The sequence below is a fragment of the Bradyrhizobium sp. SZCCHNPS1003 genome (assembly GCF_032381555.1).
Classification (GTDB): domain Bacteria; phylum Pseudomonadota; class Alphaproteobacteria; order Rhizobiales; family Xanthobacteraceae; genus Bradyrhizobium.
In genome coordinates this window covers 31725-46869 of record NZ_JAUHIU010000030.1, presented here as the reverse complement: position 1 = coordinate 46869, position 15145 = coordinate 31725, and the positions used below count along the sequence as shown (strand labels likewise).

The 15145-nt window shown below is 64.7% G+C and carries 12 protein-coding genes; 3 read left to right on the top strand and 9 right to left on the bottom strand.

Annotated features, from left to right (window positions below):
- Positions 1–406 precede the first annotated feature (406 nt).
- The 9 genes from QX126_RS31975 to QX126_RS31935 all read right to left on the bottom strand — a co-directional run bounded on the left by QX126_RS31975 (position 407) and on the right by QX126_RS31935 (position 10401).
- A complete protein-coding gene (locus tag QX126_RS31975; RefSeq protein ID WP_315740558.1) occupies positions 407–1444 on the bottom strand; it encodes an amino acid ABC transporter substrate-binding protein in 1038 nt (345 codons plus the stop codon).
- Between the two features lie 66 nt (positions 1445–1510).
- Entirely contained in the window at positions 1511–2104 is a 594-nt protein-coding gene (locus QX126_RS31970) for a L,D-transpeptidase (RefSeq protein WP_315740557.1), read from the bottom strand.
- A 109-nt stretch (positions 2105–2213) separates the two neighbouring features.
- Complete coding sequence (locus QX126_RS31965; RefSeq protein ID WP_315757675.1) at positions 2214–2339, bottom strand: DUF2474 family protein; 126 nt, start codon at positions 2337–2339, stop codon at positions 2214–2216.
- A complete protein-coding gene (gene cydB, locus QX126_RS31960; protein ID WP_315786395.1) occupies positions 2339–3349 on the bottom strand; it encodes a cytochrome d ubiquinol oxidase subunit II in 1011 nt (336 codons plus the stop codon). The genes QX126_RS31965 and cydB overlap by 1 nt, the downstream gene beginning before the upstream one ends.
- Positions 3346–4752 (bottom strand): cytochrome ubiquinol oxidase subunit I, encoded by a 1407-nt coding sequence (locus tag QX126_RS31955; RefSeq protein ID WP_315786392.1) that lies wholly within the window; start codon positions 4750–4752, stop codon positions 3346–3348. Before QX126_RS31955 ends, cydB begins: the two co-directional genes overlap by 4 nt.
- Positions 4753–5117: 365 nt before the next feature.
- Positions 5118–5729, bottom strand: a complete 612-nt coding sequence (locus tag QX126_RS31950; RefSeq protein WP_315773723.1) for a sigma-70 family RNA polymerase sigma factor — start codon at positions 5727–5729, stop codon at positions 5118–5120.
- Positions 5730–5960: 231 nt separating this feature from the next.
- Positions 5961–6704 (bottom strand): response regulator, encoded by a 744-nt coding sequence (locus QX126_RS31945; RefSeq protein ID WP_315740552.1) that lies wholly within the window; start codon positions 6702–6704, stop codon positions 5961–5963.
- The gene (locus QX126_RS31940) at positions 6701–8446 is read right to left on the bottom strand and encodes a DUF3369 domain-containing protein (protein ID WP_315757672.1); all 1746 of its coding nucleotides are present in this window, start codon (positions 8444–8446) and stop codon (positions 6701–6703) included. The genes QX126_RS31945 and QX126_RS31940 overlap by 4 nt, the downstream gene beginning before the upstream one ends.
- On the bottom strand, positions 8416–10401 hold the full coding sequence (locus tag QX126_RS31935; RefSeq protein WP_409998914.1) for an ATP-binding protein: 1986 nt from the start codon (positions 10399–10401) through the stop codon (positions 8416–8418). The genes QX126_RS31940 and QX126_RS31935 overlap by 31 nt, the downstream gene beginning before the upstream one ends.
- 510 nt (positions 10402–10911) lie before the next feature.
- Here QX126_RS31935 and ugpB point away from each other — a divergent pair.
- The 3 genes from ugpB to QX126_RS31920 all read left to right on the top strand — a co-directional run bounded on the left by ugpB (position 10912) and on the right by QX126_RS31920 (position 15037).
- Positions 10912–12237, top strand: coding sequence for a sn-glycerol-3-phosphate ABC transporter substrate-binding protein UgpB (gene ugpB, locus QX126_RS31930; RefSeq protein WP_315786390.1), 1326 nt, complete (start codon positions 10912–10914; stop codon positions 12235–12237).
- A gap of 2 nt (positions 12238–12239) precedes the next feature.
- Positions 12240–13190, top strand: coding sequence for an aminoglycoside 3'-phosphotransferase/choline kinase family protein (locus QX126_RS31925; protein ID WP_315740549.1), 951 nt, complete (start codon positions 12240–12242; stop codon positions 13188–13190).
- Positions 13191–13414: 224 nt separating this feature from the next.
- Positions 13415–15037, top strand: a complete 1623-nt coding sequence (locus QX126_RS31920; protein ID WP_315786388.1) for an ABC transporter substrate-binding protein — start codon at positions 13415–13417, stop codon at positions 15035–15037.
- The last annotated feature ends 108 nt before the right edge of the window (positions 15038–15145 follow it).

Genomic DNA, 15145 nt, shown 5'->3' with positions numbered 1-15145 from the left:
CACGGCGGCATAAACTCCCAGCCGCCTATCAGCAGACTCGGTTTAACCGAGGACAACCTCCTGAGGCTCCACAGCTAACAAGCCGGACACCGGGGAGAGCGCGCCATAACCGTTAAAGCCATCGCGCAGGGAGGGCCGGGTCGTTCCGGCTGTACCTGTGGTTCCTGCCGCCTGCATTTTTTTCGCAGGCGGGCCACGGGCCTCAGCCGAGGCCCGGCCTTCCCTGCGCCCTCGATTTCCAGAGGGCGGACGAATTTGCAGAGCTCGGACGCGTGAGGCGTCGCGAGAAGGTCAGGCCATGCTCCGTCATTGCGAGCGAAGCGAAGCAATCCAGAGTCTTTACAACAGCCCTGGATCGCTTCGTCGCGTTGCTCCTCGCGATGACGGTGGAAGTGTGCAGAGATCCTTACCTGATCGGCGGTGCATACTGGACGCCGCCGGCGTTCCAGAGCTGGTTCATGCCGCGCGGAATCTTCAGCTTCGACTCGCTGCCGACGTTGCGCTCATAGACCTCGCCGTAATTGCCGACGTGACGGATCACGCGCGCGGCCCAGTCCTTGGTCAGGCCGAGGTCCTGGCCATAGCTGCCCTCGTTGCCGACCAGACGCATCACGTCCGGCTTCTTCGACTTCAGCGCCTCGTCGATGTTCTTGGAGGTGATGCCGAGCTCCTCGGCATTGATCATCGCGTACAGCGTCCACTTCACGATCATCATCCAGTCGTCGTCGCGCTGGCGCACCACGGGCGCGAGCGGCTCCTTGGAGATCAGGTCGGGCAGGATGTCGTGATCGCCGGGCTTCGACAGCGTCAGGCGCAGCGCGTAGAGCTGCGAGACGTCGGCGGTGAAGGTATCGCACTTGCCGCCGTCATACGCCTTGATGACGTCGTCGAGCTTGGGAAACTTCACCTCCTCGTACTTCATGTTGTTGGTGCGGAAATAGTCCCCGACGTTGAGCGCGTTGGTGGTGGAATCCTGCACGCAGACCTTGCTGCCGTTGAGGTCCAGCGCGGTCTCCAGCTTGCGCGCGCGCGGCACCATGAAGCCCTGGCCGTCGTAATAGGCGACCGCCGGGAAATACAGATCGTAATTCTGCTCGCGTGCCATCGACCAGGTGGTGTTGCGCGAGAGGATGTCGACCTTGCGGCTCTGCAGCTCCTTGAAGCGCTCACTGGCGTCGAGCGGCACGAACTTCGCCTTCTTCGGATCGTCGAAGATCGCAGCCGCCACGGCGCGGCAGAAGTCGACGTCGAAGCCGCTCCAATTGCCCTTGTCGTCGGGAATCGAGAAGCCGGGCAGCCCGGCGTTGACGCCGCACAGCACCTCGCCGCGGCGGATGGTCCGCTTCAAGGTGCGGGTGTCGTACATCTCATAGGTGACGGCGAGCGCCGCGACGAGGACGGCGACGGCGAGCCCGATCAGCAGGCCGCCTCGGAAAGTGCGCATGGTCAATCTCTTTCGGAAAATGTCAGGACAAAGCGATGGCTGGAAAATCGGCGGCCTTGGCCGCCGTCACAGTTCCGGCTTCTGCCGCACCACGATCTTGGTGCCGACGGGCACGCGGTCATAGAGATCGGCGACATCGGCATTCACCAGCCGGAAGCAGCCGGACGAAATCTTGCTGCCGATGGTCCAGGGCTGATTGGTGCCGTGGATGCGGTACACGGTGGTGCCCAGATACATCGCACGCGCGCCCAAGGGATTGCCGGGGCCGCCGGCCATGAAGCGCGGCAGATAGGGCTGGCGCTGGATCATCTCCGGCGGCGGCGTCCAATCCGGCCACTCGGCCTTCTTGGTGATCGACAGCAGCCCCTGCCACTGGAAGCCGTCACGGCCGACGCCGATGCCGTAGCGGATGGCGCGGCCACCCGGCTGCACCAGATAGAGGTGGCGTTCGGCGGTGGACACGATGATGGTGCCCGGCGGCTCGGTGGTGCGGAAATAAACCACCTGCTTGCGCCATTCGGGATCGAGCTCGTAGCCGTCATCGGCGACGAGGCCGGGCTGATCACCGGGATCCTCGGATTGGGCGAAACTGTGCGACGTAGACAGCGCCAGCGCGATGATGGCGCTGGTGGTACACAGCAGGCGACGGAAACTCGGCATTCAAAGCTCTCCTCAACGGACCCCTGCGAAGCTCGCCCGATCAAATCCACCCGCCAAATTTCAGGGGCATATTCGCAGCAAAGTCAAGGTGAGCGCGGGGCGCCCGCCGTCATCCAAGCTTCATCCAGAGCCGCAGCAGGAAGGCGACCGTGCCGACGGCCGCCACGCCAGCGAGCCATAGCACGACGAACCAGGCGAGGCGCTTCGCGAGCGGGGCAGGCTGCTCGGACGGCATCAATGATAGCCGCTGTCGTGCCCGACCTTGCCGCGAAACACCCAATAGGCCCAGCCGGTGTAGCCGAGAATCAGCGGCACCAGCACGAGCACGCCCGGCAGCATGATCAGTTGGCTGCGCTCCGGCGCCGCCGCCTGCCAGATCGTGATGCTCTGCGGCACGATGTAGGGGTACATGCTGATGCCGAGGCCGGCATAGGACAGCAAGAACAGCGCCAGCGCGAGAAAGAACGGCCAGCTATCGTGCTTCTGGGCGAGGTTCTTCATCATCAGCACGGTGACGCCGATGACGGCGAGCGGCACCGGCGCGGTGAGAATGATCGCCGGCCACCTGAACCAGCGGTCCGAATATTGAATGGTGAGCAGCGGCGTCCACAGGCTGACGGCGGCAATGGCGAGCAGCATCGCGAACAGCAGGACCCAGCTGATGCGATACGCCTTGTCGCGCAGGTCGCCCTCTGTCTTCAGGATCAGCCAGGTCGCGCCGAGCAGCGCGTAGCCGACCACGAGCGAGACGCCGGTGAGGATGCTGAACGGCGTCAGCCAGTCCCACCAGCCGCCGGCATAGTGCCGGCCCTCGACATGCACGCCCTGCAGAATGGCGCCGAGCGCGATGCCCTGCGCCAGCGCCGCGACCCAGGAGCCGCCGGCGAAGGCGAGGTCCCACAGATTGCGCTGGGCGCGGGTGCGCCAGCGGAATTCGAAGGCGACGCCGCGGAAGATCAGCCCAACCAGCATCGCGATCAGCGGCGCATACAGCGCGGGCATCAGGATCGCATAAGCGAGCGGGAAGGCGGCCATCAGGCCGCCGCCGCCGAGCACCAGCCAGGTCTCGTTGCCGTCCCACACCGGCGCCACCGTGTTGGTGATGATGTCGCGGTCCTGCTTGCCTGGAAACAGCGGGAAGAGGATGCCGAGGCCGAGATCGAAGCCGTCCATCACGACATAGATGAACACGGCGAGCGCGATGATGAAGGCCCAGAGGGTGGCGAGATCGATGGCGACGCTCATGATCCGACCGCTCCCTGCACGACGCCGGCGGCCGGCGTGATGCCGGCGGTGCGGACCGGCTGCTCGCTGCTCGGGCCCGGCTCACCGGGATGCGGCGGCTCGGCCATCAGGCGCAGGATGTACAGCACGCCGGCGGCGAAGATGATGAAATACACGATGATGAAGGCGAGCAGCGAGGCACCCACGGCCGGGGCTGCGAGCGGCGAAACGGAATCGGTGGTGCGCAGCAGCCCGTACACGGTGAACGGCTGGCGGCCGGTCTCGGTGGTGATCCAGCCGGCCATGACGGCGACGAATCCCGCTGGTCCCATCGCAATCGCGAAGCGGTGCAGGCCGCGATTGATGTACAGCCGGTCGCGCCAGCGCTCCCACAGGCTGAACAGGCCGAGCGCCATCATCAGGAGCCCCAGGCCGACCATGATGCGGAACGACCAGAAGGTGATCGGCACCGGCGGCCAGTCCTGCCGCGGCACGGTGTCGAGGCCGGCCATCGGCGCGTCGATCTGGTGCTTGAGGATCAGCGAGCCGAACTTAGGGATCCCGAGCGCCCATGTCAGCTCGCCCTTGGCCTGGTCCGGCCAGCCGAACAGATACAGCGGCGCGCCGTCCTTGTGGCTCTCGAAATGGCCTTCCATGGCCATGATCTTCACCGGCTGGTGCTCGAGCGTGTTGAGGCCGTGCTGGTCACCGACCAGGATCTGCAGCGGCGCCACTAGCGCCGCCATCCACATCGCCATCGAGAACATCACGCGCGGGCCCGGCAGGTGCGGATTGCGCAGCAGATGCCAGGCGCCGACGGCGCCGACCACGAGCGAGGTCGTCAGATAGGCCGCCAGCACCATGTGCACGAGGCGATAGGGGAAGGACGGATTGAAGATCACCTTGAGCCAGTCGACCGAGACGAACTGGCCGTCGGCGTTGACGGCGTAGCCGGCGGGCGTCTGCATCCAGGAATTGGCGGAGAGAATCCAGAACGCCGAAATAAGGGTGCCGACGGCGACCATCAGAGTGGCCAGGAAATGCAGCTTCGGGCCGACCCGCCTGAGGCCGAACAGCATGACGCCGAGAAAGCCGGCCTCGAGAAAGAAAGCGGTCAGCACCTCATAGGCCATCAAGGGACCGATCACCGGGCCGACCTTGTCGGAATAGACCGACCAGTTGGTGCCGAACTGATAGGACATCACGATGCCGGAGACGACACCCATGGCAAACGCGATGGCGAAGATCTTGAGCCAGTAGTTGAAGACGTTGAGATAGACGTCGCGGCCGGTCCACAGCCACAGCGCCTCGAGCACGGCGAGGTAGGACGCGAGCCCGATCGAGAAGGCGGGGAAGATGATGTGGAAGGTGACCGTGAAGGCGAACTGCGCGCGCGCCAGCTCAACCGCATCCAAACCGAACATTAGCACCGTCCGTCATTGCCACGGGGTTTGTAGCATCGCCCCATGACGGAAGATTGCACCGGCGCCGCGCGATATCAAATGGTCAAATCGCCCAAGGCGGCGCTGCAGGACCATAAACGACGAAGACCCGGCGGGGGCATCCGCCGGGTCTTCGGAGCAACCTTGGGAGGTGGAGGTTATCCTTGAATTTGCTCGCTCGAAACCGAGATCAGCTGGGGGACTGAGGCTCGGTCGATGGATAACGTTCTAGCGGCCGAAATTTTCCAGGTGATTTCGCCGATTGTTTCAATTGTTTCGTTCGGCGATTTTCGTGCGTCGTCTTTGGAACCCGTCGGGACATCAGCCCCGACGAGAATGAACCTTGGTCAGGCGGCGAGGCTGTGGACGCCGGCACAGCGCAGGAGCTCGGCGAGGTGCTTGCGGGCATAGAACATGCGCGTCTTCACCGTGCTCTGCGGAATGCCGATGATCTGCCCGACCTCCTCTACCGACTTCTCGTGGTAGTAGATCAGGGTGATGATCTCGCGATGGGCCGGCGACAGCTTGGCGACGCAGGCGCGCAGGATGGCGCTGGTGGTGGAGCGCTCGAGCGAGGTCTCCGGCGTGTCGGAGTCGTCGGCGATCTCGCGCACCTCGTCCTGGTCGATGTCCTCGAAGCGGCGCTGGCGCAGCGCGGTCAACGCCTTGAAGCGGGCGATCGACAGCAGCCACGTCGAGACCTGTGAGCGGCCCTCGAACTGCTTGGCGGTGCGCCAGACGTCCAGGAACACCTGGCTGACGAGGTCCTCGGCGATCGTGGTGTCGCGGACGATGCGCAGGATGAAGCGATAGACCCGCACATTGTGGCGCGCATAAAGCGTGTGCATCGCGGTGCGATCGCCATCGGCAATGCTCTCCAGGAGCATGCCGTCCGTGGTCGCCTGGGCTGCGATGATGCCCTGGCTGGCTGCGGAATTGATGGCAACGACGTTCTGCATGGCACTCTCCCGTTCCGCCGCCCCCTTGCGGCGTTTCGACGGGAGGGATTGTTAAGGAGCGCCCGTTTCGGGACGTCTGCACGAAAACAGGAAAATGGTTTCGTGCGCCTGCGGAAATGTTTCGTCGCGGCGCACATCGCGAAACACTCGTGGCGGAATTGTGCCCTATTCCAAGATACGGAACTGGATGTGGAAGCAGAGGCCGCTTCCACCGCCGCCGACCGGCCGTCCTCAGGCCTTCTCGCCCGCCGGCGAGAACAGGTAGCCGCCGCCGCGGATGGTACGGATCACCGCCGGCTTGGTCGGATCCGGCTCGATCTTGCGGCGGATTCGCATGATTCTCAGGTCCACGGCGCGGTCGAATGCCTCGGCATCGCGGGCATTCGCCAGCTCGAGCAGCCGTTCGCGCGACAGCACCCGCTTCGGGTTGGCAGCGAACACTTTGAGCAGGCCGAATTCGGACGCTGTCAGCGGGTGCTCGTTGCCCTCGTCATCCCGCAGCGCCTGGGCATCGAGATCGAGCCATTTGGTGCCGAACCGCACCAATTGCGGGTCCTTCGCCTGGGCGGGAGCGGAGTCCGTAGCGGCCGCCGCAGTCTTGGCCGGCCCACTGCGGCGCAGCACGGAGCGGATCCGGGCCATCAATTCGCGCAATTCGCACGGCTTGGCGACGTAATCGTCGGCCCCGAGCTCGAGCCCCACCACCCGGTCGATCGGGCTGGCGGTAGCGGTCAGCATGATCACCGGGATGTTGGTGCGGCCCTTGAGATCGCGGATGATCGACAGGCCGTCCTCTTCGGGCATGTTGAGATCGAGCACGACGAGATCTGCCGGGCCGGTCTCGATGGCGCTGCGCAGGCTCTTGCCGCCGTCGCACAGCGTCACCGCGAAGCCGTGCATCTTGAGGTAATCACCCACCATTTCGCGGGCAGGGGCCTCGTCGTCGACGATGATGATGTGCTGGCTCTGACTCATGACAATTCGGCCGCCGGCAGTGTGATCGTGAAGGTCGATCCGGATCCCGGCCCATCGCTTCTGGCCGTCACCTCGCCACCATGCATGTCGACGATGCGTTTGACAATCGACAGGCCGAGCCCGGTCGAGCTCTCGCCGGCGGTCGGCTTGGCCGACAGCCGCTGGAACCGGCCGAACAGGCGGCCGAGATCCTCCGGCGACAGCCCGGCGCCCTGGTCGGTGACGCCGATGATGGTGTTGTCGCCATCGTCGGCGGCATTCACGGTGATCCTGCCGCCGATCGGGCTGTACTTGATCGCGTTGCTCAGGAGGTTGTCGATCGCCTCGCGGATCCGGTCGATGTCGCACATGGTCGACAGATGCGGCGGCGCCGACACGGCAATGACCTGCTGCTTGTTGAGCGCGAGCGGCTGGTTGGCCTCGACCACCTCGTGGACCAGGGCAGCGATGTCGACCGGCTCACGGCGGATGGTGATGTCGAAGGCGTCGGCCATCGCATCCGAGATCAGGTGGTCGACCATCGACGTCAGCCGCCTGGCAGCATCTCGGATATGTCCGACCTGGCTGGTGATGCCGTCGGCGGAGGCGCCGGTCGCGATCAGCTCGGTCAGCATCTCCGTGCGGCCGAGGATGACGCCGAGCGGATTCTTCAGGTCGTGGGCGACGGTGCCCAAAATCTCGTTCTTGAAGCCGTTGGCGCGCTGCAGCCGCAGCCATTGCGCCGACAGCCGCCGGTTGGCCTGCATCAGCGCGCGGGTGCGCTGGGCGACGCGGTCCTCAAGCTGGGTGTTGGCCTCATGCAGCTGCTGATAGAGGATCACGTTGTCGAAGGCGATCGACAGCCGGCTGGAGAAGATCTCGACCAGCGAGCGATCGGTCTCGGACAGCGGCCGCTCCGCCTGCAGCAGCACCACGACCTCGCGCCCCGAGCCGGTGCGGACATAGAGCACGGTGCGATGGTCGGCGAATTCGTTGCTGCGCTGCCTGAAGGCGGCCTCCACCATGTCGCGCAGATCCGGATCGAGCGAGCGCGAGGTGACGGCGCCGGAGAAACGGCTGTAGCAGCCGGAGCCGGCCAGCACCGAAAAATCGTCGGTCTGGCTGCCGTCGTCGCGCAGCACCAGGATGCCTGCGCAATCCACGTTCAGCAGCGACGCGATCTGGGTCAGCACGCCCTCGGCCAGCCGTTGCATGGACTTGAAGTCGTACAGCGTCGAGGCGGCGTCGATGATGATCTCGAGGCCGCGCCGGGTCTGTACCATGCGCTCGAGCTGCTGATAGCTGCGCAGCGCGGCGGTGAGCGAGGTGAACAGCTTGTCGGCGGTGAGCTCGGTCTTGGCCTTGTAGTCGTTGATGTCGTACTGGACGATGACGCGCCGCTCCGGCGCCTGACCCGGCTGTCCGGTGCGGAGGATGATGCGGACGGTCTCGTTCTTGATCTCGTTGCGGATGTATTCGACGAGCTCGAGCCCGGCGACGTCGGTCTCCATGATGACGTCGAGCAGCACGGCCGCGATGTCGGTGTGCTCCCGCATCAGCGCGCGGCCTTCGGCCGCCGAATAGGCGGACAGGATTTCGAGCCCCTGGCCGTTCAGGCTGTAATCCGACAGCGCAAAGCGGGTGCCCTCGTGCACGGCATGGTCGTCGTCGATGACGGCGATCTTCCATTTCCGGGCCGAACCGTCATCCTCGTCGAAACCGGCATCCTCGATCAGTTGGAGGACATCGTCCTGTTCGGCCATTGCGTCGTTCCGTCGCCCATTGCTGTCTCGGCGCCGCCCTTGGCGACCCGCGGCATGATAATCCGAAAGGTGGTGCCTTGTCCCTCGCGGGATTCCAGCATCATGCGGCCGCCGAGCTGCTGCGTCACCAGATTGTAGACGATATGCAGCCCGAGCCCCGTTCCCCCTTCGTTGCGGCGTGTCGTGAAGAACGGATCGAAGGCCTGACGCTGGACGTCGGGGGTCATGCCGGCCCCGTTATCGGCGAAAATGATCTCGATGTCATCCGCGCCGCGCGGCCGCGCCGTAATCGAGATGGTGCCCGCGCGTCCGTCGACAAAGGCATGATTGACGGCGTTGAGGAACAGGTTGGTGAGGATCTGACCGTAGAACCCGGGATAGCCATCGATGAAAAGTCCCTCGGGTACGTCGACCGCAAGCGTGATCGGCGCGCGCTTGAGCACCGGCTTGAGGCTGGTGATGATCTGATCGGTCGCCTCGCTCAGGACGAAGGTCCGTCGCTCCGCGTGGGAGCGGTCGACCGCGACCTGCTTGAACGATTGGATCAGCTCGCCGGCGCGCTGCAGATTGGCGACCAGCTGCTCGGATGCATCGCGCGAGGAGCGCACGAACTCCTCCAGCTGCGACCGGCGCAGGCCGCCTTCGGGCGACCGCAGTGCGGCCTCGAACATCTCGACCCGGCGCGCGAAGCTGGAGGCCACCGTCAGGCTGATGCCGATCGGATTATTCACCTCATGTGCGACGCCGGCGACGAGCCCGCCCAGCGCCGCCAGCCGCTCGGCATCGATCAGGTTGCGCTGCGCGGCGTTGAGTTCGAGCAGCGCGCTCTCGGCCTTTTCCTTCGCGGCGCGGAGCTCGTCCTCGGTCTTGCGCTTGGCGATTGCGTTCTCGCGGAAGGTCTCGACGGCGCGGGCCATCGCGCCGACCTCGTCACGCGCCTCGGTGCCCTGGACCTCGCGGTCGTAGTCGCCCAGCATGATCGCGCGCATCGAGGCCATGATCTGCTGCAACGGCAGCCGGATCGACAAGGCGATCAGCACCCCGGCGGACAGGATGACTCCCAGGAAGATCACGGCGATCGAGAGGACGCGACGGGAGATGTCCTTCAACGTCCGGTCGAAGGTCGCCTGCGCCTTCTGCTCGTGCTGGCGCATCTTCACCGACAGGCCGTCGATGGCGCCGATGGTTTCGGCCTGGCTCGCATCGATGGTGTTGCGCAGCAGTTCGGTGCGGTTGGTGAGCTGATCGGTGAGCTTGGAGAATCCTGCGCGCAGCGCCGCGGTCCGGGCTGACAGTCGCTGCAGCGCCAGCCGCTGCAGATCATTGTCCGCAAGACTCGACATCACCGGGATGGTCTTCTCGATCGTCTCCGTGTTGCGGCGCGCGTCGTCGGCGGAGGCGGGCGCGAGCGACAGATAGTAGGAATTGGCCGCGACCAGCATCGCGGTGAAGGCCTCGCGCGACTTGCCGAGCGAGGGCCAGATCTGCGCGTCGCGATGGCCGGTCGCGCCTTCGATCACCGAATAGAGCCCGGCGATGTCGCGGGCGGGGCCGAGAACCTCTTCCTCATAGGTCTTGGAGATCGTCGCCTGCAGACTGCGCAACTCGCCGAAGCCGTCCAGGAAACGCACGGTGACGCGCTCCAGCTCCTCGACCGACCCCGACAGCATCGGGTCGGTCGAGGCGCGCGTCGTGAGCGTCCCGAGCACGGCCTCGCGCAGCAGCAGGATCTCGGCGAACAGCTCCGGGCTCGGCTGATTGATGTAGCGATGAATGAGGTTCTGCAGCCGGCTCGTCTCGCTTTCGAGCAGGGCCAGCACCTTGTCGGATTCGCGGACCTGGCGAACGTCGTCCCAAGCCGTGCCCAGCACCGTCGCGCCGTTCCAGATCAGCGCCGCCAGCACGATCACGACAGCCGAGTTGAGCGCGGCGATCGAGAGGATGCGCCAGCGGATCGGAACCGCCCGCAGCGCGCGAACGATCCGTGCCCGCCCCAGGACCGCCAGACTGAGCGGCCGCGCGACGGATTTCCGCTGCTCGGATCGCGCCACGATCGCTACCTCGGGCCGGTCGTGCGGAGCCTGCCTGCGTCCGCTCTGCCGCGCTCTGCCGCGCTTGTATGCTGCGGCGCAGCCAGTCGCGACGCCGAGCATGAAAGGGACGAGCGGTACCGCGCGCCCGCCTCAGCGCGCATCAGCACCGGCGTGACGTCCACTCTCGAGATCGACGAAAGATGGGCGCGGTACACAGGCAACACTCTTCCCCCTGATGATGAGGTCGGCCCGGACATGAAAAGGTTCAATGCACTCCCGAACAGGTGCTATAAGGCCATTCTGACGTCAAAGCGATACGCGTCAATGGTTTGTTGATAGGCTATTGCAGCCTTGGGTTGTTGGACCCCATTTTCGGTCCGATTGCGATCTCAGCCCGGGCAGATTCATTCATCGAATTGGAGTTGGCTCCCGTTGACGGTCCTCTTGCGTTCTGTTTCGTCTGCAATCCTGCTCTGGACGGTTGTTTGCGCAAGCACGGCCCAGGCCGCGACCGAGATCATGTGGTGGCATGCGATGTCGGGTGAGCTCGGCAGGCAGGTCGACAGACTGGCCGCCGACTTCAATGCGTCGCAGTCCGACTATCGCATCGTGCCGAGCTACAAGGGCAGCTATACCGAGACCGTGACGGCGGCCATCTTCGCGTTCCGCTCGCGCAGCCAGCCGGCCATCGTGCAGGTCAACGAGATCGCGACCGCGACGATGACGGCGGCGAAGGGCGCGATCTACCCCGTCTACGAGTTGATGCGCGACGAGCAGGAGAGCTTTTCGCCGTCGGCCTATCTGCCCGCGATCGCCGGCACCTATGCCGACGCCGACGGCAACATGCTGTCGTTTCCGTTCAACGCCTCCACGCCGATCCTCTACTACAACAAGGATCAGTTTCGCGCGGCCGGGCTGGATCCGGGCGCGGCGCCGAAGACCTGGCCCGAGCTCGGCAAGGCTGCCCGGCGGCTGCGCGACAACGGCGTCGCCTGCGGCTTCACGACGTCGTGGCCGGCCTGGATCAACGTGGAGAATTTCTCGGCCTTCCACAATCTGCCGATCGCCACCCGCGCCAACGGCTTTGCCGGACTGGACGCCGTGCTGACGTTCAACAATCCGCAGGTCACGCGGCACATCGCCCAGCTCGCGGAATGGCAGAAGGGCAAGGTCTTCGACTATGGCGGCCGCGGCCAGGCAGCCGAGCCGCGTTTCCAGAAGGGCGAGTGCGGCATCTTCATCGGCTCCTCGGCGACGCGCGCCGACATCAAGGCGAATTCGAAGTTCGAGGTCGGCTACGGCATGATGCCGTACTGGCCTGACGTTGCGGGCGCGCCACAGAATTCGATCATCGGCGGCGCGACGCTGTGGGTGCTGCGTGACCGTCCCGCGGCCGAGTACAAGGGCGTTGCCAAGTTCTTCGCCTATCTGTCGCGGCCCGATGTTCAGGCCGCCTGGCACCAGAATACGGGCTATCTGCCGATTACGCAGGCGGCATTCGATCTGACGCGCGCGCAGGGCTTCTACGACCGTAATCCGGGAGCAGCGATCTCGATCGAGCAGGTGACGCTCAATCCTCCCACGGAGAATTCGCGCGGCCTGCGGCTGGGCTCGTTCGTGCTGATCCGTGATGCCATCGAGGACGAGATGGAGCAGGCCTTCAGCGGCCGCAAGCCGGCGCAGGCGGCGATCGATGCGGCCGTCGACCGCGGCAACCGTCTGCTGCGCCAGTTCGAGCGCGCGAGCCCGGATCGCTGAAAATGGCTTTGCCACCGGTCGCCGATAGCGCGCAGCTCCGGCGCCTCCGTGCCGACGCGACGCGCTGGCTGCCGGCTGCACGCGATATTGCGCGCGACCATGGCTACGACGACGCGCGGCTGGCGCCGTTCGCGGCGGGCACCAATCTGGTTCTCGCGCTGAACGACGGACTGATCCTGAAAGTCTTCCCGCCGTTTCATCGCGGCAAGTTTCAGTTCGAGCGGGCGGCCTTGCGCGTGCTCGCCGGTGGCGTCGGCGACGTCCGTACCCCCGACCTGCGCCATGAGGGGGAGCGCGACGGCTGGTGCTATCTGATCATGACCAGGCTCGGCGGCATGCCTGCTTCGGATGTCTGGCGGCAACTACAGGAGCAGGACAAGCAGCTCTTGCTCAGGCAGGTCGGTCGTCTGATCGCCGCCGTGCAGCGGGTCCCGCCTGGCGAGCTGCTCGCGCTCGGTCCGCGCTGGTCGGATTTTTTGAGGATGCAGATGGCCGGATGTCATGCACGCCATCAGAGGCTCGGCTTGCCGCCGACGCTGCTCGCCGGGCTGGACGATCTCCTGCGCGAGGCCGCAGCACTGCTGCCGAAGGATCCGCCGCCGGTCATCCTGACCGGTGAATACATTCCGGAGAATTTCCTCGTCACGCGCAGCGGTGATGGCTGGCAGCTGAGCGGGCTGTTCGACTTCGGAGACGTCATGACCGGTCTTGGCGAATATGATCTGCTCGGGCCGAGCGCCTTCATGGCAGCGGGTCAGCCCGGGCGCGTGCGTGCCTTGTTCGATGGTTACGGATTTGCCCTGGAGGACATCAACTGGCAGTTGAAGCGACGGCTGCTCGCCTTGATGCTACTGCACCAGGCGAGCGATCCCGTTCGCCACATCTGCATTCCGGATTGGCCGGCCAAGGTCCGCGACTTCGACGAGCTGCAGGCGCTGATCTGGCCGGAGTGATCCCCAACCGGGGCGGCGGTCCAACAGGCGTTGCGTAAATCTGTCGCAGGCTATTTGAGGTGGTTATAAATGCAGCAAATATGCAGCTTTGTATGCAATAGGGGGCATCGAGCTGTGCCACTCGGTGAAGGCGCGTCGATATTTCAATAGCTTAGCTTTCGGCCGGGCTTGGCACGAAGCTTGCGATCACTGTTCCCGACAGTCGTTATTCTCGGGAGCATTTGATGAAGCGTCGCGATTTTCTGAAATCCGTGTCCGGTCTGGCTGCGGGGGCCGCGCTGCCAATGGCGCCGGCCATCATGTCTTCCGCCAAGGCCGATGCGCGGTCCGAGACGCTGCTGATCGTGTCCGAAGGCGGTCCCAACAACCTCGACATCCACGGCGTCGGCACCAACGTACCGGGCTACGAGGTGTCCTGGAACTGCTATGATCGCCTGATCAGCCACGAGATGAAGAGCGGCCCCGGCGGGGTGCCGTACTATGACCGCGACAAGTTCAAGCCCGAGCTCGCCGAGGACATGACCATCGGCGACATGTCGGCGACCTTCAAGCTGCGCAAGAACGCCAAATTCCACGACGGCACGCCGGTCACGGCCAAGGACGTGAAGTGGTCGCTCGATCGCGCCGTCAGCGTCGGTGGCTTCCCGACCTTCCAGATGAGCGCGGGCTCGCTGACCAAGCCGGAGCAGTTCGTCATCGTCGATGACCACACCGTGCGCGTCGACTTCCTGAAGAAGGACCGGCTGACGATCCCCGATCTCGCCGTCATCGTACCCTGCGTGGTCAACTCGGAGCTCGTGAAGAAGAACGCGACCGACAAAGACCCATGGGGGCTCGAATATACCAAGCAGCAGACCGCGGGCTCCGGCGCCTACAAGGTGACGAAGTGGACCGCCGGTACCGAAGTGATCATGGAGCGCAACGATGACTGGGTGTGCGGTCCGCTGCCGAAGATCAAGCGCGTGATCTGGCGCATGGTGCCGCAGGCCGGCAACCGCCGCGCGCTGCTCGAGCGTGGCGACGCCGACATCTCCTATGAGCTGCCGAACAAGGACTTCCAGGAGATGAAGTCGAACGGCAAGCACACCGTGATCTCGCTGCCGATCTCCAACGGCATCCAGTATATCGGCATGAACGTGACCAAGCCGCCGTTCGACAATCCCAAGGTTCGGCAGGCGCTCGCCTATGCGATGCCCTATCAGAAGATCATCGACGCCGTGATGTTCGGCCTTGCCAATCCGATGTTCGGTGCGCCGTCCGACAAGGCGACCGAGGTGGCGTGGCCGCAGCCGACGAAATATTTCACCGACATGGTGAAGGCGAAGGCGCTGCTGGCAGAAGCCGGCTACCCCAACGGCTTCGAGACCACGATCTCGTTCGACCTCAATTTCGCGCAGGTCAACGAGCCGCTGTGCGTGCTCGTGCAGGAGAGCCTCGCCCAGCTCGGCATCAAGACCACGATCAACAAGGTGCCCGGCGCCAACTGGCGCACCGAGCTGAACAAGAAGGAGATGCCGCTCTTCACCAACATCTTCTCCGGTTGGCTCGATTACCCCGAGTACTTTTTCTACTGGTGCTATCACGGCAACAATTCCGTGTTCAACACGATGAGCTACAAGTCGCCCGAGATGGACAAGCTCATCAACGGCGCGCGCGACGCCGCCGCGACCGGGGACAAGGCCACGTACGACGCCGACGTGAAAGGCTTCGTCGATCTCGCCTTCGCCGAGGTGCCGCGCATTCCGCTATATCAGCCGTTCGTCAACGTCGCGATGCAGAAGAACATCTCCGGCTATCAGTACTGGTTCCACCGCAGGCTCGACTATCGGGCTCTGGTGAAGGGGTGAGGACGTGGGTGACCTCGGTGGTGTGAGCCCAGCTCTCTCATTCCCTCCCCCCTTGTGGGGGAGGGGCAGGGAGGGGGGTAGCCGCACCCACTGTCGCCGCGGCTTACC